Origin of the sequence: Streptomyces sp. NPDC001270 (genome assembly GCF_042896695.1) — a bacterium.
In the GTDB taxonomy this organism is placed as follows: Bacteria; Actinomycetota; Actinomycetes; order Streptomycetales; family Streptomycetaceae; genus Streptomyces.
In genome coordinates, this window is record NZ_JBIAXM010000014.1 from 143,438 (window position 1) to 162,890 (window position 19,453).

At 66.9% G+C, this 19,453-nt stretch carries 15 protein-coding genes and 1 tRNA gene; 7 read left to right on the forward strand and 9 right to left on the reverse strand.

Features of this window, described 5'->3' with window-relative positions:
• Positions 1–17: 17 nt before the first annotated feature.
• Entirely contained in the window at positions 18–899 is an 882-nt protein-coding gene (locus tag ACFY2B_RS24170) for a hypothetical protein (protein WP_390765154.1), read from the reverse strand.
• A gap of 153 nt (positions 900–1,052) precedes the next feature.
• Here ACFY2B_RS24170 and ACFY2B_RS24175 point away from each other — a divergent pair, with 153 nt between their 5' ends.
• From ACFY2B_RS24175 to ACFY2B_RS24190, 4 genes are all read left to right on the forward strand, one after another.
• Positions 1,053–1,418, forward strand: coding sequence for a chorismate mutase (locus ACFY2B_RS24175; protein WP_390765155.1), 366 nt, complete (start codon positions 1,053–1,055; stop codon positions 1,416–1,418).
• Between the two features lie 248 nt (positions 1,419–1,666).
• Positions 1,667–4,171, forward strand: coding sequence for an aminopeptidase N (pepN, locus tag ACFY2B_RS24180; protein WP_390765156.1), 2,505 nt, complete (start codon positions 1,667–1,669; stop codon positions 4,169–4,171).
• A gap of 702 nt (positions 4,172–4,873) precedes the next feature.
• Positions 4,874–6,232, forward strand: coding sequence for a pyridoxal phosphate-dependent decarboxylase family protein (locus ACFY2B_RS24185; protein WP_390765157.1), 1,359 nt, complete (start codon positions 4,874–4,876; stop codon positions 6,230–6,232).
• A complete protein-coding gene (locus tag ACFY2B_RS24190) occupies positions 6,229–7,641 on the forward strand; it encodes a lysine N(6)-hydroxylase/L-ornithine N(5)-oxygenase family protein (RefSeq protein WP_390765158.1) in 1,413 nt (470 codons plus the stop codon). Before ACFY2B_RS24185 ends, ACFY2B_RS24190 begins: the two co-directional genes overlap by 4 nt.
• Positions 7,642–7,672: 31 nt before the next feature.
• Here ACFY2B_RS24190 and ACFY2B_RS24195 read toward each other — a convergent pair whose 3' ends face one another.
• The gene (locus ACFY2B_RS24195; protein ID WP_390765159.1) at positions 7,673–9,508 is read right to left on the reverse strand and encodes a bifunctional metallophosphatase/5'-nucleotidase; all 1,836 of its coding nucleotides are present in this window, start codon (positions 9,506–9,508) and stop codon (positions 7,673–7,675) included.
• Between the two features lie 149 nt (positions 9,509–9,657).
• On the opposite strand from ACFY2B_RS24195, the gene ACFY2B_RS24200 reads away from it, so the two are divergent.
• Positions 9,658–10,332: an SIMPL domain-containing protein gene (locus ACFY2B_RS24200; RefSeq protein ID WP_390765160.1), complete on the forward strand. Its 675-nt coding sequence runs from the start codon at positions 9,658–9,660 to the stop codon at positions 10,330–10,332.
• 229 nt (positions 10,333–10,561) lie between these two features.
• Complete coding sequence (gene pyk / locus ACFY2B_RS24205; RefSeq protein ID WP_390765161.1) at positions 10,562–11,998, forward strand: pyruvate kinase; 1,437 nt, start codon at positions 10,562–10,564, stop codon at positions 11,996–11,998.
• 15 nt (positions 11,999–12,013) lie between these two features.
• On the opposite strand, the gene ACFY2B_RS24210 is transcribed toward pyk, so the two are convergent.
• Positions 12,014–12,793: a helix-turn-helix domain-containing protein gene (locus tag ACFY2B_RS24210; RefSeq protein ID WP_390765162.1), complete on the reverse strand. Its 780-nt coding sequence runs from the start codon at positions 12,791–12,793 to the stop codon at positions 12,014–12,016.
• 103 nt (positions 12,794–12,896) lie between these two features.
• Positions 12,897–12,969, reverse strand: a tRNA-Leu gene (locus tag ACFY2B_RS24215).
• Between the two features lie 101 nt (positions 12,970–13,070).
• Here ACFY2B_RS24215 and ACFY2B_RS24220 point away from each other — a divergent pair.
• A complete protein-coding gene (locus ACFY2B_RS24220; protein WP_376532504.1) occupies positions 13,071–13,733 on the forward strand; it encodes an ANTAR domain-containing response regulator in 663 nt (220 codons plus the stop codon).
• 75 nt (positions 13,734–13,808) lie between these two features.
• On the opposite strand, the gene ACFY2B_RS24225 is transcribed toward ACFY2B_RS24220, so the two are convergent.
• From ACFY2B_RS24225 to ACFY2B_RS24245, 5 genes are all read right to left on the reverse strand, one after another.
• Positions 13,809–14,525: an ABC transporter ATP-binding protein gene (locus ACFY2B_RS24225; RefSeq protein WP_390765163.1), complete on the reverse strand. Its 717-nt coding sequence runs from the start codon at positions 14,523–14,525 to the stop codon at positions 13,809–13,811.
• On the reverse strand, positions 14,522–15,370 hold the full coding sequence (locus ACFY2B_RS24230; RefSeq protein ID WP_390765236.1) for an ABC transporter ATP-binding protein: 849 nt from the start codon (positions 15,368–15,370) through the stop codon (positions 14,522–14,524). Before ACFY2B_RS24230 ends, ACFY2B_RS24225 begins: the two co-directional genes overlap by 4 nt.
• 8 nt (positions 15,371–15,378) lie before the next feature.
• Positions 15,379–17,148 (reverse strand): branched-chain amino acid ABC transporter permease, encoded by a 1,770-nt coding sequence (locus ACFY2B_RS24235; protein ID WP_390765237.1) that lies wholly within the window; start codon positions 17,146–17,148, stop codon positions 15,379–15,381.
• A gap of 5 nt (positions 17,149–17,153) precedes the next feature.
• Positions 17,154–18,083 carry a branched-chain amino acid ABC transporter permease gene (locus tag ACFY2B_RS24240; protein WP_390765164.1) on the reverse strand — a complete coding sequence of 310 codons (930 nt, stop codon included), beginning with the start codon at positions 18,081–18,083 and terminating at the stop codon, positions 17,154–17,156.
• Between the two features lie 105 nt (positions 18,084–18,188).
• Positions 18,189–19,421 carry a branched-chain amino acid ABC transporter substrate-binding protein gene (locus ACFY2B_RS24245; RefSeq protein WP_390765165.1) on the reverse strand — a complete coding sequence of 411 codons (1,233 nt, stop codon included), beginning with the start codon at positions 19,419–19,421 and terminating at the stop codon, positions 18,189–18,191.
• Positions 19,422–19,453 lie beyond the last annotated feature (32 nt).

Below are 19,453 nucleotides of genomic sequence, written 5' to 3' on the forward strand. Positions count from 1 at the left end.
TATCCCAGCCGCGTCTCTCAGGTGTCGCACTCCAGCACCGTGCGGCACAGACCGCAACGCGCCCGGACCCGGCCCCGCACCGGCACCCTGATGCGCTGCCGGCACGTCGGGCACGGGAACGACACCCGCAGCCGGCCACCGCCGTCCGCAGCGAAGGCGTAACCGACACCCGGCTGCGGCCCGTGCACCTGATGGCGGTCCCGGGCATAACGGCGACGCCCCGCCCAGCCCGCCGCGGTCAGCGGCGGCTGCTGCTCGTCCTGCCGCGCCTGGGCCAGACCCCGGGTGTACGCCGTGTACGCCTGCGGACTGGTGAACCACACCGACGGATCCTCACCGAACACCAAAGAGCGCTTGGCCAGCACATAACCGAACTCCTCCGGCGTCAGATAACCCAGCTTCTGCGACGACACCGTGTCCTCCCGGTAGGCGTCCAGCAGCAGCCACCCCGCACCCAGATACGTCGTCGCCGTGTCCGTCAGGATCTCGTTCTCCGGCGTACTCGGGAACGACAGGTCCAGACGGTGCAGATAGACATGCATCACCTCGTGCGCCAGCGCCGCACCGATGTCCCGGCGATGCGTACGGAACCGGTCGTTCAACTCCACGAAGTACTCCGGGCCCGCCTCCAGTTCGACGTTCGCCGCATGACTCATCTCCCGGAAACTCACGACCAGACGCGCATCCGGCAACCGGAAGTGCCGCACGATCGCACCCGCCACCCGCTGCGCACCCAGATGCAGATCATCGACATCGGAGAACGCCACGTCCGCCGGGGCCACACTGGTCGCGAACGTCTGGATCGTGTCGTACGAAAGACGCCGGTACAGCGCCGTGATCGCGGCCCGCACCGTCTCCAGATGCGGATAGCCATGCTCGACCGGTCCGTCGTTCGCCACGCCCGCACCCCCAAAGACGCCCTGGACATCGCATCCACTCTATGCGGGTGTGAGCGGTTTTCGCCCACCCGCTGCCCAGCCCGGACGACCCGGCCACCGCCCCCGCCGACCACCCGTGATCGAACCCCCGTGCGCCCCTTAGGCTGGACACCCATGACCTCCAGCAACACCGGTAACGGTGACGTCGAACCCGCCGTCCGCGCGGAACTCGACCGGCTGCGCGACAGCATCGACAACATCGACGCGGCCATCGTCCACATGCTCGCCGAGCGCTTCAAATGCACCCAGCAGGTCGGCCACCTCAAAGCCGTCCACCAGCTGCCGCCCGCCGACCCCGCCCGCGAGGCACGCCAGATCGCCCGGCTGCGCGGCCTCGCCGAGGACGCCAAACTGGACCCGGCCTTCGCCGAGACCTTCCTGACCTTCATCATCGCCGAAGTGATCAGACACCACGAACGCATCGCCGAGGACACCGCGAACGACCACACGGCCGACGACCACACCACCGAACGCGCCTGACGCACCCCGCTCACCACCCGTCAGCACCCCGCAACCCCGCGTCAAAACCCCACGTCACCGCCCCGGCGCACACCACCCGGCCACGACACCGCGCGCCGGACCACGCACCACCCGCCACCCCGGCACCCGGCTGCCGGGGCGGCCACACCCTCTCCGGCCCCCACGGACCGGAAACTCACATAACACATATACGGCGCATACCGCCCCACCGCTGTCCGCCATCGGCGGTATCAGGCAGCATGGCCTGCATGTCCGTACTGACGCGCGACGAAGCGCAGAGCCGAGCACAGCTCCTCGACGTCCACCGCTACACCATCGAGCTCGACCTCACCACCGGCGACGAGACCTTCGACTCCCACACCGCGATCAGGTTCTCCGTACGCGCCGACGCCCCGAACACCGACACGTTCGTCGAGATCAAACCCGCCGAACTGCGCTCCGCGACCCTGGACGGACACCCCCTCGACCCCGACACCCTCCACCAGCACCGACTCCCCCTGAAAAACCTCACCCCCGGCGCACACGAACTCCACCTCGACGCCCGCATGCGCTACTCCCGCACCGGCGAAGGCATGCACCGCTTCACCGACCCCAGCGACGACCAGACCTACGTCTACACCCAAATGTTCATGGACGACGTCCAACGCGTCTTCGCCGCCTTCGACCAACCCGACCTCAAAGCCGTCTTCGACCTGACCGTCACCGCCCCCGAAAACTGGACCGTCCTCGCCAACGGAATCACCGAACACCTCGGCAACGGCCGCTGGAAAGCCGCCCCCACCCCCCTCATCTCCACCTACCTCGTCGCCGTCGCCGCCGGCCCCTGGCACTCCGTACGCACCGAACACCGCGGCCTGCCCTTCGCCCTCCACTGCCGCCGCTCCCTCGCCCCCCACCTCGACACCGACGCCGACGAAATCCTCGACATCACCCGCGCCTGCTTCGACCGCTACCACGAAAAATTCGCCGAACCCTACCCCTTCGACTCCTACGACCAGGCATTCGTCCCCGAATTCAACGCCGGCGCCATGGAAAACCCCGGCCTGGTCACCTTCCGCGACGAATTCGTCTTCCGCTCCGCCGTCACCGACACCGAACGCCAGACCCGCGCCGTCGTCATCGCCCACGAAATGGCCCACATGTGGTTCGGCGACCTCGTCACCCTCACCTGGTGGGACGACATCTGGCTCAACGAGTCCTTCGCCGAGTACATGGGCTACCAGACCACCGCCGAAGCCACCCGCTTCACCGACACCTGGGTCGACTTCGGCGTCGCCCGCAAAGCCTGGGGCTACGACGCCGACCAACGCCCCTCCACCCACCCCGTCGCCCCCGAAGCCGTCGACGACACCGCCTCCGCACTCCTCAACTTCGACGGCATCTCCTACGCCAAAGGCGCCTCCGCACTCCGCCAACTCGTCACCTGGCTCGGCGAGAAAGACTTCCTCGCCGGCATCAACACCCACTTCACCCGCCACAAATTCGCCAACGCCACCCTCGCCGACTTCATCGACTCCCTCGCCTCCGCCACCGAACGCGACGTACCCGCCTGGGCCGACGCCTGGCTGCGCACCACCGGAGTCGACACACTCACCCCCACCGTCGACCACGCCGACCCGGGAACACACACCCTGCGGGTCGACCGCACCGGCAGCCGCCCGCACCGCATCGCCGTCAGCCTCTACGACCAGGACCCCACCGACGAGGGACGCCACCTCACCCTGCGCGAACGCCACGACCTCGACATCCCACAGACCCAACCCCACCCCCTCGGCAAACGCCCCGCGCTGCTCCTCCTCAACGACGGCGACCTCACCTACGCCAAGATCCGCTTCGACACCGACTCCTTCGAAACGATCCGCACCGGACTCTCCGGCCTGCCCGACCCGCTCACCCGGGCCGTCGTCTGGAACGCCCTGCGGGACGCCGTCCGCGACGGCCAACTCCCGCCCACCGCCTACCTCGACGCCGCCCGCACCCACCTCCCGCACGAAACCGACCTCGCCATAGTCCAGGGCGTCCTCGCGTTCGCCTCCACCCAGATCGCCGACCGCTACCTCACCCCCGAACAACGTCCGGCCGCCCTGAGCACCCTGTCCGCCCTCTGCCGCGACCTCATCCGCCGCACCGAGGACGGCGACAGCCCCGGCCTGCGACTCGTCGCCGTACGCCACTTCATCGACGCGGCCGCCCACCCCGACACCATCGCCGCCTGGCTCGCCGACGGCACCGTGCCCGGCGGACCCGAACTCGACCCCGAACTGCGCTGGCGCATCCTCGCCCGGCTCGCCGTCCTCGGCGCCACCGACGAGACAGCCATCGCCGCCGAACTGGACCGCGACCCGAGCGCCACCGGCCAGGAAGGCGCCGCCCACTGCCGCGCCGCCCTGCCCCACCCCGACGCCAAACGCGCCGCCTGGGCGGCGATGTTCGCGAGCGACGAGACCACCGACCTGTCGAACTACCTCTTCACCGCCACCGCCAAAGGCTTCTGGCAGCCCGAACAGACCGACCTGCTACGGGAGTACGTACCCCGCTACTACCCGGACGCCGTCGCCCTCGCCGCCCGCCGCGGCCCCGCGATCGCCGCCGCCACCGGCCGCTGGGCCTTCCCCGCACACGCCGTCGACGCCGAGAACCTCGCCCTCGGCGAGACCTGCCTGCGCGACGCCGAACCGGTCGCCGCCCTGCGCCGCAGGCTCACCGACGAACTCGACGACCTGGCCCGCGCCCTGCGCGTACGCGAGGCATAACCCCCGTCCCACCGGGGCCGGGACCCCCTCCCGGCCCCGACACCAAGCCCCCTCACCACCCCTCGGTCCTTGGCCATCCCGGGACCGCTTCCCTGGGCCTCGACTGATTCCCCGGGCCTCTTCCTCGGGCTTCGACTGTTTCCCGGGCCCGCTTCCTTGGGCTTCGACTGTTTCCCCGGGTCTGGGCCGCCGCGACCACGGGCCCTCGCGCGTTTCCCGGACCTGAGCCGCCGCGACCACGGGCCCTCGCGGGTTCCCGAGCCTTCGCCGTTCCCCGCGCTTTCGCCGCCGCGCCCTGACCCTGGCCACCGAGGCCCCGGCCTCAGCAGCTGACCGGGCTCCGACAGTTCCCCAAGCCCCCGGCCGCCCCCGCCCCGGGTTCTGGCTTTCCCCCAGATCTTGGCCGCTCCCCGACCCTGGCCACCCCACGCCCCGATCCTCGGCCGCCCCCTGGCCTCCGGCCATCCCCGGTCCCTGGCCACCCTCCCCGGCCCCAGCGCGCACCACACCCGCCGACAACACGTCAACCCGCCACCCCACACCACCCCCCACCACCCGGTACCCAACACGTTTTCCCCGTACGCAAGTACCCACTTTCGGGTCCGATCATCGTTCATCCCGGGCGCGTCGACCCCAACACGTACAAGCTGGAACAGCCCCCACCGATCTTCCCCCTTCCCCCCACCCCGGAGGAGCGCGCGCATGACCACGCCCCCCTTCGCCTCGTCACCCGACGGCCCCGACGCCCTACGGCCCCTGCTGGACACCGTGCTCGACGCCCTCCGGGACGGCGCACACGCACGCGGCGGACCACTGCCCGCCGGCGGACCCGACGCCGTCACCGCCCGAATCACCGCCGCCGTCGGCGACGTACTGCCCGACCAAGGCGACCCCGACGCCCTGCGCACCCTCGTACAGGCCCTCGCCGAAGACTCCACCGACCCCGCCCACCCACTGTGCGCAGCCCACCTGCACTGCCCACCCCTCACCGTCGCCACCGCCGCCGACCTCGCCGCAAGCGCCCTCAACCCCTCCCTGGACTCCTGGGACCAGGCCCCCGCCGCCTCCGCCCTGGAAACCGTCGTCAGCCGCGAACTCGCCCACGAAATCGGCCTGGCCGACGCCCTCGTCACCACCGGCGGCACCGAATCCAACCAACTCGCCGTACTCCTCGCCCGCGAAACCCAAGGCAACGACGTACGACTCGTCTGCGGCACCAACGCCCACCACTCACTGCCCCGCGCCGCCTGGCTCCTCGGCCTGCCCGACCCCGTCATCCTCCCCACCCCCACCGGCACCCTCGACCCCACCACCCTCCACGACGCCCTCACCCACCACCCCCACCCCCTCCTGGTCGCCGCCACCGCAGGCACCACCGACGCCGGCCTCATCGACCCGCTCCCCGACATCGCCGGACTCTGCGCCGCCCACGGCGCCCGCCTGCACATCGACGCCGCCTACGGCGGCCCCCTCGTCTTCAGCGAACGCCACCGCGAAAAACTCACCGGCCTCGAAACCGCCCACACCGTCACCCTCGACCTGCACAAACTCGGCTGGCAACCAGCCGCCGCCGGCCTCCTCGCCCTCGCCCACCCCCACGACCTCACCGCACTCCACCACCACACCGACTACCTCAACGCCGACGACGACACCGAAGCCGGCCTCCCCGACCTCCTCGGCCGCTCCCTGCGCACCACCCGCCGACCCGACATCCTCAAGATCGCCGTCACCCTCAAAACCCTCGGCCGCACCGAACTCGCCACCATGATCGACCAGGTCTGCGCCCACGCCCACACACTCGCCGCCCTCGTCCACGACCACCCCGGCTTCGAACTCCACGCCCGACCCACCATCAGCACCGTCCTCTTCCGCCCCACCCACGCCACCGACACCACCGTCGCCCGCATACGACGCCACCTCCTGCACGACGGCCGCGCCATCCTCGGCCGAGCCCACCTCGACGGCCGCCTCTGGCTCAAAGCCACCCTCCTCAACCCCCACACCCACCCCGACGAACTCGCCCACCTCCTCACCCTCGTGGAAGGAACCACCCCCGGATGAGCAGCCCCCCGCACGTCACGACCGACACCCCACGCGACCTCGTCGGCATCGGCATCGGCCCCTTCAACCTCTCCCTCGCCGCCCTCGCCCACCCACTATCCGAACTCGACACCGTCTTCTACGAACAACGCCCCCACTTCGACTGGCACCCCGGACTCCTCATCGACGGCGCCACCATCCAAGTCCCCTTCCTCGCCGACCTCGTCACCCTCGCCGACCCCACCAGCCACTGGAGCTTCCTCAACTACCTCAGAAACCGGGACCGACTCTTCCCCTTCTACTTCGCCGAGCGCTTCCACTCCCACCGCACCGAATACGACGCCTACTGCCGCTGGGTCGCCGACCACCTCCCCGGACTCCACTTCTCCCACCACGTCGACACCATCCGCTGGAACCCCACCCGCGACACCTTCGAAGTCGACTACACCCGCCTCGACCCCGACGGCGAAGCCGAATCCCTCGGCCGCACCCACACCAAGAACATCGTCCTCGCCGTCGGCACCGCCCCCCACGTACCCGACCCGCTCAAACCCCTCGCCGACGCACCCGACGTCCCCGTCCTGCACGCCGCCGACTACCTCCACCACCGCGACATCCTCCTCACCGCAGGACACGTCACCGTCGTCGGCTCCGGACAATCAGGCGCCGAAATCTTCCTCGACCTGCTCCGCCACCGCCCCACCGGCCACGAAAGACTCCACTGGCTCGGCCGCACCGAAGCCTTCGCCCCCATGGAATACAGCAAACTCGGCCTCGAACACTTCACCCCCGACTACACCCGCTACTTCCACCACCTGCCCGAACCCGTCCGCGACCGACTCGTCGCCACCCAATGGCAACTCCACAAAGGCATCGACACCGACACCATCGCCGCCATCCACGACGAGCTGTACCGCCGCACCCTCCACGGCGACTGGCCCGACGCCGTCCTCACCCCCGGAGTCCGCGTCCGCACCGCCGGCCGCGTCGCCACCACCCAAGTCGAACTCCACCTGGAACACATCCAACAAAACACCCGCACCCGGCTCACCACCGACGCCGTCGTCCTCGCCACCGGCTACCGCGAACGCCCACTGGACCACCTCCTCGCCGGACTCGACCCCTACATCCGCCGCGACAGCGCCGGCCGCCCCCGCGTGGACGAGGCATACCGGCTCGTACTCGACCCCTCCGTCACCGGAACGGCATACGTCCAGAACGCGGAACGCCACACCCACGGCGTCGGCGCACCCGACCTCGGCCTCGCCGCCTGGCGCAGCGCCACCATCCTCAACTCACTGACCCGCAAAGACACCTACCAACTGCCCACCCGGACGGCCTTCACCACCTTCGGCCTCGAACCACCCCGACACGTGCCGACCGCCCGGCAGGCAAAAATCCTCACCCCACTCATCGACGACCGGACCTGACCCACCCGCCCAGCCGCCCGGACCCGAACGACTAGAACACCGGCACGCCCGCCCGGGTCAGCCTCCAGTCCACCGAAGCGAAGTCCTTCGGGTCCAGCACACCCTTCGCCGTCACCCACTCCGCGATCCGCGTCCGGATCTCCGTCGACTCCGACCACACCTCCTGAGCCGACGCGACGAACGGGAACGCCCCACCACCATTCGCCCGATAATTGTTCACCGCGAGAACGAAACGCTGCGCGTCATCCAGCGCGGTACCACCGAACGACAGGTTCTTGATCCGCGAACCGGCCGGCTGAGCGATGTCGATGTCATACCGCAACCCCGACACATAGTCGTAGTTGTAGTCCGGCCGACCCCCCGCATTGGTCAACTTGTCCACATCGACCACCACATCCGCAGCCGTCTGCACGTAGTACTCCGCCGAAAACTCCAGGTACGCCCGCACCTGAGCACCCGTCAGCACCTTCGCCACCAGCGTGTTGTCATACACATACAGACCCGACAGATCCCGGATCGTCACCTCACCGGCCGGGATCTCAGACGTACGGGAGAACGGCGACGCCTGCGCCAGCACCGGCAGCGAGGCGAACTCCGTACCCACCAGCGCCGCCCTGACCACATCCTCCTGCACCTTCGTGATCAGATCGATGATCGGCGCATCCTTGTACCGCGCATCGACCGTGGTCAGCGTCTGCGTGGCCGTACCGACCACCTGATTGACGTACTCCACGACCTTCGCATGCTCATCCCTCAGCAACCTGGTGATCCTCGGATCATCGGCAACCGCATTCGCATTCCGCAGCGAAGCCGACACCGACTCCACCGTCCACCGGCCCTTCGAGAACACCAACTCGACATCGAACAGAGTCAGCCGCTCCGCATAGCACAGCGGCTCCGACAACACGACCGTCCGCCCCGACTCCTCATTGACGACCTTCAACTCCGCGATCTCCCGATGCGCATGCCCCACCAGAATCGCATCGACACCCGGCACCCGCTTGGCCACATTGACCGCCGCGTTCTCCACATACGGCAACTGATCACCGTACGACGACGACCCATCCGTACCGGAATGCGCCGAAACCACCACCACATCCGCACCCATCGACCGCAGCTTCGGCACCCACACCGCGGCCTGCTCCTCCAGACCCGGGAACTTCAGCTTCCCCTCCACGAGCGCCTTGTCCCACACCGCGATCCCCGGATTCGTCAGCCCGAGGACAGCCACCGTCACCGGCGGAGCACCCTTCACCGCGAACTTCTTCATGAAATACGGCGGAAAAGCCGGCCGCAGCGTCTTCGCATCCACGGCATTCGCACCCAGCAACGGAAAACGCAACTGATCCTCGAACGTGCGCAGCGTCTCGATGCCGTAGTTGAACTCATGATTGCCCAACGCCGCCGCGTCATACCCGATCGCGTTCATCGCCCGCGCCATCGGATGCACCGGCCCACCCTTGGCCGTGATCGGATCGACCTTCGCGTAGTAATACGTCAGCGGAGTGCCCTGAATGGTGTCACCCGCATCCAGCAACAGCGTGTTCTCCCGCCCCTTCTCCCTGCGCACCTCCTCCACCAGCGTGGAGATACGAGCCAGCCCCATCGCATTGCCCGCCGCGTCGGAGTACTCCGCATCCTTGAAGTAATCCCAGTTGAACACATGCCCGTGCAGGTCGGTCGTGCCCATGACGGTCAGCGCGTACCGCTTCGACGGCCGACCGGCCCCACCCTGCCCCTCCTCGCCCGACGGCCGCGCCGACGACAGCCCCGACGCCTGCGCCGGCGCAGCCGCCGCACCGCCGATCGCCACCCCGGCCCCGGTCGCTGCGGATCTCTTCAGGAACTTCCGACGGTTCAGCGGCATCTTGTGATCTCCTCCAGAAACGGTCAACGACGCGCGTAGATTCTGGCCCGGCACAGCCCACCACAACAGGTCCAGAAGGTTGCGATCTGATGACCTCCTCGACGAGAACCGACATCCCGACCCACCGAAGACCTGCCAGAGTGGGACGTATGACCAACCCCTCGCCCGAACAGCCCCACCTCACCGTCCGCGGCGAAGCACACCTCGAAGCCGACCCCGAGATCGCCCGCATCTCCATCACCGTCACCAGCCGCGGACGCGACCGACGTTCCACCCTCGACGACCTCACCCACCGCAACACCACCACCCTCGACCTCATCAAGAGCTACGGCGACACCGTCGAACACCTCGAAACCGGCCACCTCACCCTCACCCCCGAACTCTCCCCCCACAGCCGCGGCGAACGCGTACGCACCTACCACGGCACCGTCCACATCACCGCCGAACTCTCCGACTTCCCCGCACTCGGCGAACTCACCACCCCCCTCGCCGACTTGGAACTCACCCACGTCGACGGCCCCTGGTGGTCCCTGCGCCCCAACTCTCCAGTACACCGACAAGCCCGCCAACAAGCAGTACACGAAGCCGTCCAACGAGCCCGCGAATACGCCGAAGCACTCGGCACCACACTCACCGCACTCATCGACCTCGCCGACACCGGCACCGGGAACACCGAACCCCACCCCCGCACCGGCCTCCGCACCATCGCCTTCGCCGCCGCGGCACAGGACGCCCCACCCCCACCACTCGACCTCGAACCCCAGCGCCAACACGTATACGCACAGATCGACGCCCGCTTCACCATGGCACCCCCACAGCTCTGACCCCACCCCGAGCAACACACAACCCCCTGAAAGGTGACAGTCAGTAACTGTCCGCACCACCCCAACGGCCCACGGTGACCAGCCCACCCACCCCTCCGGACACCGCCAAATGCTCATCAGAGCACCCGGTCGCACAATTCAACACTTGTCAATAGACCTTTACCCAAAGGTTGTTGAGCAGACACGTCCGGCCAATTCCCTACCCACCGGTAAGCCCTACGCTCGATGCATGCGCCGAGCAAAGATCGTCTGTACACTGGGCCCCGCCACCGACACATACGACCAGATCAAAGCCCTGGCCGAAGCCGGAATGGACGTCGCCCGCCTCAACCTCAGCCACGGCGACCACGCCGAGCACGAGCAGCGATACCAGCACGTCCGAAAGGCCGCCGACGAAACCGGCCGCAACATCGGCCTCCTCGCCGACCTTCAAGGCCCGAAGATCCGCCTCGGCCACTTCACCGAAGGACCCGTACTCCTCGAACGCGGAGACACCTTCACCATCACCGTCGAACCCGACGCCAAAGGCGACCGCCACCAGTGCGGAACCACCCACACCGGCCTCCCCACCGACGTCACCCCCGGTGAACGCATCCTCATCGACGACGGCAAAGTCACCCTCCAAGTCACCACCGTCGACGGCCCCCGAGTCCACACCACCGTGGTCGAAGGCGGCATGATCTCCGACCACAAAGGCATCAACCTCCCCGGCGTCGCCGTCACCGTCCCCGCGCTCTCCGACAAAGACGAAGCCGACCTCCGCTGGGCCCTCCGCACCGGCTTCGACGCCATCGCCCTCTCCTTCGTCCGCAGCGGCAAAGACATCGAAGACGTCCACCGCATCATGAACGAAGAAGGCCGCCACCTCCCCGTCATCGCCAAAATCGAAAAACCCCAAGCCGTCGACAACATCGACGACATCATCGCCGCCTTCGACGCCATCATGGTCGCCCGCGGCGACCTCGGCGTCGAAATGCCCCTCGAACAGGTACCACTCGTCCAAAAACGCGCCATCAAACTCGCCAAACGCAACGCCAAACCAGTCATCGTCGCCACCCAAATGCTCGACTCCATGATCGAGAACTCCCGCCCCACCCGCGCCGAAGCCAGCGACGTCGCCAACGCCATCATCGACGGCACCGACGCCGTCATGCTCTCCGGCGAAACCAGCGTCGGCAAACACACCACCCAAACCGTCCGCACCATGGCCCGCATCGTCGAAGCCGCCGAAGAAGACCTCCTCGCCAAAGGCCTCCCCCCACTCACCGACCACAACAAACCCCGCACCCAAGGCGGCGCCATCGCCCGCGCCGCCGCCGAAATGGGCGACTTCCTCGGCGCCACCCACCTCGTCGCCTTCACCCAATCCGGAGACACCGCCCGCCGGCTCTCCCGCTACCGCTCCCCGATCCCCCTCCTCGCCTTCACCCCCGACCCCGCCACCCGCTCCCAGCTCAGCCTCACCTGGGGCACCGAAACCTTCCTCGTCCCCCACGTCGACTCCACCGACGCCATGGTCGACCAGGTGGACGAACTGCTCCTCGCATACGGCCGCTGCCAACCGGGCGACGTCGTAGTGATCACCGCGGGCTCCCCGCCCGGAGTCCCCGGCACCACGAACATGGTCCGCGTCCACCACATCGGCGAGGACGACAGCCCGCGATAGCAGGGGCCGGCACGGTCAGTACTTGGGCCCGACATGGACGTCCATCAACGCCACGGAGGCCCTGCGGGCGACGGAGATGTTGAACGGGTCACTGCCACGAGCGAGCGTGGTCCACTCGACCCCGACCGCGTCGAGAGTGTCGGTGAAGAGTTTCCGGATGTCGTCCGATTTGTTGGTGAAGAAGTATCGCGGGTATTCGTAGCGCTTGCGTTCACCGCCCACCATGCGGGTGGTCCAGTTGGTGATACGGCAGCCGTCCGAATGGATGAGACCGCGGATGAACGCCCAGGGGTGGGCGTCCACGATCTCCTGCTGCCAGGGTTCGAGTGTGATCGGGCGCTCGTGCTTCTTGCCGGGGCCGTGCTGGGGGAACATGCAGACCCAGTGCTCTGTGTAGGACTTCACCTCAACACAGCCTTGTGTGTGGCGCCGACTGACGCTGGGTAACGGCATCACCCGGTGCATCGCCTGTTCAGCGGCGGAGATCAGCCCTGTCTGCGTCGCATTGCAGAAGATGGACAGGTGATGCTGCTTGCGCTTCGAGATGATGTGGCCGTCGCCGAGGTAGAGGCCCAGCAGGTAGGCGTAGGCAGCCTCGTCGAAGTCACGGGCCGTGCAGCGGGGGCAGTCGGTCGGCCTCACGTATTTTTCACCGCGTGCCCGCCGATCCTCGCTCCGCCACCAGCCGATGGTGCCACGTGGGATGTTGAGCTGCTCGGCGACTGTACGGTTCGGGATCCCTTGGCGAAGGAGAGCGACCGCCTGCGCCCGAATCGAAGGGCTGTGCTGTTCCATGAAGCCACTCTGGGGTCCTGATCGTGGCGACACGCAACGAAAAACGGATGTTCACGAGAACGTGGACATCCGCTTATAATGTGACCTTGGAATCGAAGGAAAGTGCCCCGGGTGGGATTCGAACCCACGCTGGCGGTGGTTTGAGCACCGGGCCTCTACCGCTGGGCTACCGGGGCCTCCTGCAAAACGAAGGCTGGCGGTCACCCGCCGTGCCCCTACCTTACCGCAGCTAGGTAGGCTCTTGTCAGCAGTACCCTGCCCCGAACGAGGAGCCCACGTGACCGCCCCCGAGTCGCCCCAGCCCGTAGACGTGCCCGACGACGACAAGTCGCACGTGCCTCCGCTGACGACCCGTGTCGTCATCGCCGAGGACGAGGCCCTGATCCGGCTCGACCTGAAAGAGATGCTGGAGGAGGAGGGGTACAGCGTCGTCGGTGAGGCCGGTGACGGGGAGCAGGCCGTGGAGCTGGCTCGTGAGCACCGGCCTGATCTGGTGATCCTGGATGTGAAGATGCCGAAGCTCGACGGCATCTCAGCGGCGGAGAAGATCGCCGAGGAGTCGATCGCTCCGGTGTTGATGTTGACTGCTTTCTCGCAGCGGGATCTGGTGGAGCGTGCTCGTGATGCGGGTGCGATGGCGTATCTGGTGAAGCCGTTCAGCAAGAGTGATGTGGTGCCGGCGATCGAGATGGCGGTGTCGCGGTTCACTGAGTTGCGTCAGTTGGAGCGGGAGATCGCGGATCTTACGCAGCGGTTGGAGACGCGGAAGCTGGTGGATCGGGCGAAGTCGATTCTTCAGACGGAGTATGGGTTGTCGGAGCCGGCGGCTTTTCGGTGGATTCAGAAGACGTCGATGGATCGGCGTATGTCGATGCAGCAGGTTGCTGAGGCTGTTATTGCGGACAGTGCGGAGAAGAAGTCGAAGCCGGGTCGGGGTTGATTTCGGCTGGTTGTGGCGAGGCCCGCGCCCTGGGTTTGGGGGCGCGGGCCTTGTTTTTTGTTGTGGTGTGTGTTTTTAGTCTTCGCCGAGGTATGCCTTGCGTACGGATTCGTCGTGGAGGAGGTTTTGGCCGGTGCCGGAGAGGGCGATGGTGCCGATTTCCATGACGTGGCCTTGGTCGGCGAGGGAGAGTGCTGCTTGTGCGTTTTGTTCGACGAGCAGGATGGTGGTGCCTTGGGTTTTGAGTTCGGCGATGGTGGCCATGATTTTTTGCATCATGATCGGTGAGAGGCCCATGGAGGGTTCGTCGAGCATGAGGAGTTTGGGTCGTGACATGAGTGCGCGGCCCATGGCGAGCATTTGTTGTTCGCCGCCTGAGAGGGTGCCTGCGGGTTGTTTGCGGCGTTCGCCGAGGATGGGGAAGAGGTCGTAGGCGCGTTGGATGTCTGTTTCGATGCCTTCTTTGTCTTTGCGGAGGAAGGCGCCGAGTTGGAGGTTTTCGGTGATGGTGAGGCGGGGGAAGATGTGTCGGCCTTCGGGGGAGTGGGCGAGGCCGAGTGCGACGATTTTGTGGGCGGGGACGCCGGTGAGGGGGTGGCCGTCGAAGTGGATGGTTCCGGAGGTGGGTTTGAGGAGTCCGGAGAGGGTGCGTAGGGTGGTTGTTTTTCCGGCGCCGTTGGTGCCGATGAGGGTGACTACTTGGCCGGCTTCGACGGTGAAGGAGATGCCCTTGACGGCTTCGATTTTGCCGTAGGCGACCCTGAGGTCTTTGACCTCTAGTAGTGCGGTCACTGGGCTTCTCCCTTGGTGGTGCCGGTGGTGCTGTCCGCGGTGGCGTTGTTGTCCGCGGTGTCGGCTTGTCCGGGGTCGGCTTCGAAGGGTTCGCCGAGGTAGGCGGCGATGACGCGTTCGTCTGCCTGGACGATGTCGGAGGTGCCTTCGATGAGTTTTTCGCCTTGTACGAGGACGGCTACGCGGTCGCAGAGGTTGAAGATGAAGCGCATGTCGTGCTCGATGACGAGGACGGCGATGCCTTGGTCGCGGATGGCGAAGACGAGTTCTTCGGTGGTGCGGGTTTCTTGGGGGTTCATGCCCGCGGTGGGTTCGTCGAGGAGGAGTAGTCCGGGTTCGGAGGCGAGTGCTCGTGCGATTTCGAGTTTGCGTTGTTCGCCGTAGGGGAGGTTGCGGGCGAGGTGGTCTTTTTTGTGGGCGAGGCCGATGAATTCGAGGAGTTCGGTGGCGCGTTCTTCGCTTGCTTTTTCGGCTTTTTTGAAGCCGGGGCCGCGTAGGAGTGCTGACCAGAGTCCTTCTTTGGTGCGTGTGTGGCGTCCTACGAGGACGTTTTCGAGGACGGTCATGTTGGCGAAGAGGCGGATGTTTTGGAAGGTGCGGGCGATGCCTGCTTGGGTGACGAGGTGTGGTTTGGGTGGGAGGGTGGTTCCTTTGTAGGTGACGGTGCCTTCGGTGGGGGTGTAGAGGCCGGTGAGGCAGTTGAAGAAGGTGGTTTTGCCGGCGCCGTTGGGGCCGATGAGGCCGACGATTTCGCCGCTGTTGACGGTGAAGTCGACGGAGCGTACGGCGGTGAGGCCGCCGAAGCGCATGGTGACGTCGCGGGCTTGGAGTACTGGTGTGGTCATGGTGGTGGTCATGCCCCCGCCTTGTTGACGGCCGGTTCGTCGGCGAGTGTGGTTTGTGCTGGTACGTCGAGTTGGCCGGTCTCGTGGAATTCCAGTTGGCGGCGGCGGTTGGCGATGATGCCTTCGGGGCGGAATCGCATGAGGAGGATGAGGGCGATGCCGAAGGCGAGGAGTTCGTAGTTCTGGAGGAATTGGAGTTTTTCGGGGACGAGGTAGAGGACGCTGGCGCCGAGGAGTGGGCCGCTGACGGTGCCCATGCCGCCGAGGACGACGGCGGCGAGGAGGAAGGCGGAGTTGGGCGGGGCGGCGCCGGCGAATTGGTAGGGCTGTGGGTTGACGCTGTAGTTGACGTGGGCCATGACGGTGCCGGCGAGTCCTGCGAGGGAGGCGCCGAGGGCGAAGGCGATGAGTTTGACGCGGAATCCGTTGATGCCCATGGCGGTGGCGGCGGTTTCGTCTTCGCGGATGGCGATCCAGGAGCGGCCGATGCGGGAGTCGGCGGCGCGGGTGAAGACGATGACGACGATGGCCGTGACGATGAGCATGAGGAAGAGGTAGTTGGCGAATCGGCCGAGGGTGAATCCGCCGAGGTCGTGGGGTTGGCCGAGGTTGAATCCGAAGATGTTGAGGTCGGGGATCTGGGTGATGCCGTTGGGGCCGCGGGTGATGTCGGGTCCGGAGTCTCCGTCGAGGTTGTTGACGGCGATGCGGAAGATTTCGCCGAAGCCGAGGGTGACGATGGCGAGGTAGTCGCCGCGGAGGCGGAGGGTGGGTGCTCCGATGAGGACGCCGAAGACGAGGGAGGCGGCCATGCCGGTGAGGGCGGCGGCCCAGAAGGGGAAGTGGACGCCGGAGAATCGGGAGTATTCGGAGCCGGAGACGAGGGCGGCTGCGTAGGCGCCGACGCCGAGGAAGGCGACGTAGCCGAGGTCGAGGAGGCCGGTGAGGCCGACGACGATGTTCAGGCCGAGGGCGACGGTGGCGAAGATGAGGATGTTGACGCCGATGTTGGCGTTGTGGTCGTTGTTCTGGGTGAAGGGGAAGATGGCTGCGGCGATGAAGGCGAGGGTTGCTGCGAAGCCTTTGTGGTGGGCGGAGATGGTGGCGTAGCGGTCGAGGAGTCCGGCGTGGACGAGTGCCCAGGCGGCGAAGACGACGGCGAGGAGGTAGCCGATGAAGGTTTCGCTGGCGTCGTTGTCGATGCCGATGCCGTAGGTGAAGACGGCGAGGGCGAGTGCGGTTGCGGCGGTGATGATGGCGCGTTCGGTGATGGGGTTGGTGGTTTTGGGGTGGGGTTGGTCGGGTTTGGTGAGGTAGCCGCGGATGCCGGTGCCGGGGGCGGGGTGGGGGAGGGCGAGGGCGCCGAGGACGGGGAGTGCGGAGGTGATGAGGGCGGTGTAGGCGCCGGGTTCGAGGTTGACGAGGCCGCCGAGGTCGACTGCGATGGCGATGGCGGTGAACCAGCAGACGGTGAAGGCGGAGAGGGCGGTGAGGAGGATGGGGGTGGTGTTTTTGCCGGGGTTGAGCCAGTGGAGTCCTGGGGTGTTCCAGAGGGTGAGGGCGTGGAGGAGGGTGAGGGCGCCGGCGGTGAGGGCGATGATCTGGAGTCCGGCTGGGTAGCCGTAGACGGTGAGGTCGCCGGGGAATTGGGAGGTCCAGGTCCAGCTGAGGAAGGTGCTGGCGATGGTGCCGAGGGCGCCGAGGGTGATGAGGAGGCGGGTGGCGGTCCGGGGGAGGGGGATGGGGCCGCGGGTGGTGTGTGTGGTGGTGTGGGTCATGGTGGTCACGCCCTGTCCGTGACGCGTTCGCCGAGTAGGCCTTGTGGTCTGAACAGGAGGACGAGGATGAGGAGGACGAAGGCCCATACGGCGGCCCAGCCTTGTCCGCCTAGTTGTTGCATGCCGGGGATGTCGGCGATGTAGGCGGTGGCCATGGCTTCGGCGAGGCCGAGGACGAGGCCGCCGAGCATGGCGCCGTAGATGTTGCCGATGCCGCCGAGGACGGCGGCGGTGAAGGCTTTGAGGCCGGCGATGAAGCCCATGTCGTAGGCGACGGAGCCGTATTTGAGGCCGTAGGAGACGCCGGCGACGGCTGCGAAGAGGCCGCCGATGGCGAAGGCGACGACGATGATGCGGTTGGTGTCGATGCCCATGAGTTGGGCGGTGTCGGGGTCTTGGGCGGTGGCTTGCATGGCGCGGCCGGTGCGGGAGAGGCGGACGAAGAAGGCGAGGACGGCCATGCAGAGGGGGGCGGCGATGATGAGGAAGATGTCGCCGCTTTGGATGGTCATGGAGCCGATGTGGTAGGGCCCGAAGGGGAGTTGGGGGAAGACTCGGGCGGTTTTGGCGTCGGGGTAGAGGTTGAAGACGAGTTGTTGGAGGGCGAGTGAGAGGCCGATGGCGGTGATGAGGGGGGCGAGGCGTGGTGCGCCGCGTAGGGGTCGGTAGGCGAAGCGTTCGGCGCCGACGGCGATGAGGACGGCGATGAGTGCGCCGCCGATGAGCATTGCGGGTAGGGCAATCCACATGGATATGCCGTCCGGGAGGGCGAGGTAGACCGTGAGTGCGCCGAAGCCTCCGGTCATGAAGATCTCGCCGTGGGCGAAGTTGATGAGCTGGACGATGCCGTACACCATCGTGTAGCCGATGGCGATCAGGCCGTACATCGAGCCGAGGAACAGCCCGTTGGCCAGCTGCTGCGGCAGGGTGTTCACCGCATGGCCTCCATGTGGTGGGAGTGTTTGTGGGTAGACAGGGGGGCCGCGCGGTGACGGTGGTCTGTGCCGCGCGGCCCGGGGTGGTGCGGTGTGCTGTTCAGGTCAGCTCTTGGGTTCGAAGGTGCCGCTCTTGACGGACTTCCACTCGCCGTTGGTGACCTGGTAGACGGTCAGCTGCTTGTTGGTGGTGTCGCCGTATTCGTCGAAGGAGATTTTTCCGGAGAGGCCGTCGAAGCTGGATTTCTGGACGGCGTCGACGATCTGGGCGCGGGCGTCGGAGGGGATCTTGCCGTCCTTCACGACCTGGCCGACGGCCTTGATGATGGCGGTGGCGGCGTCGTAGGAGTAGGTGCCGTAGGTGCCGTAGTCGCCGGGGTACTTCTTGGCTTTGTAGGTGTCGACGAAGGTCTTGGCGGCGGGGAGGGTGTCGACGGGGACGCCGATGGAGGTGACGAGGTCGCCTTCGGCGGCTTTGCCTGCGGTCTTGATGTAGGTGGGGGTGAACATTCCGTCGCCGCCGAAGAGCGGGATGTTGGCGCCGGCGTCCTTGAGCTGCTTGGTGAGGATCTGGGACTCGTCGTACTGGCCGCCGTAGTAGAGGATGTCGGCGCCGGAGTTCTTGATCTTGGTGACGAGGGTGGAGAAGTCGCGGTCGCCGACGTTGACGTGGTCGGTGCCGATGACCTTGCCGCCCTGCTTGGCGAACTGTTCCTTGAAGATCTTGGAGAGGCCGGCGCCGTAGGTCTGCTTGTCGTCGACGACGAAGGCCTTCTTCTTCTTGAGGCCGTTGTAGGCGTAGTCCGCGGCGAATCCGCCCTGGAGTTCGTCGGTGGTGGCGGTGCGGAAGTAGGTCTTGTAGGGGCGGACCTTCTTGGTCTGCCAGTTCTTGCCCTGGGTGAGTTCGGGGGCGGTGTTGGCGGGGGAGATCTCGACCAGGTTGGCGGTGGCGAAGACCTGCTGCATCTGCGTCGCGACACCGGAGTTGAGGGGGCCGACGACGCCGAGGACGGTGTCGTCCGCGACGAGTTGGGTGGCGTTCTGCTGGCCGGTGGCGGGCAGTGCCTTGTCGTCGAGGGCCTTGACCTTGAAGGTGACGCCGGGGACGGTCTTGTTCTTGTTGGCGTCGTCGGCGGCGATCTGGGCGCCGTACTGGAGGCCGAGGCCGGTGGCGGAGTTCTGTCCGGTCAGCGGGGCGTCGACGCCGATCACAACGGTGGTGCCGCCGCTGCTGGAGTCCGAGCCGTTGTCGCCGCTGTCGCGCGAGCCGCAGGCGGTGAGTGTGAGTGCTCCCGCCGCCAGCGCGGCGGTGATGGCGATGAGCGAACGTTGGCGCACGATCAGTCCTTTCCCTGTCACGACCGCATCCC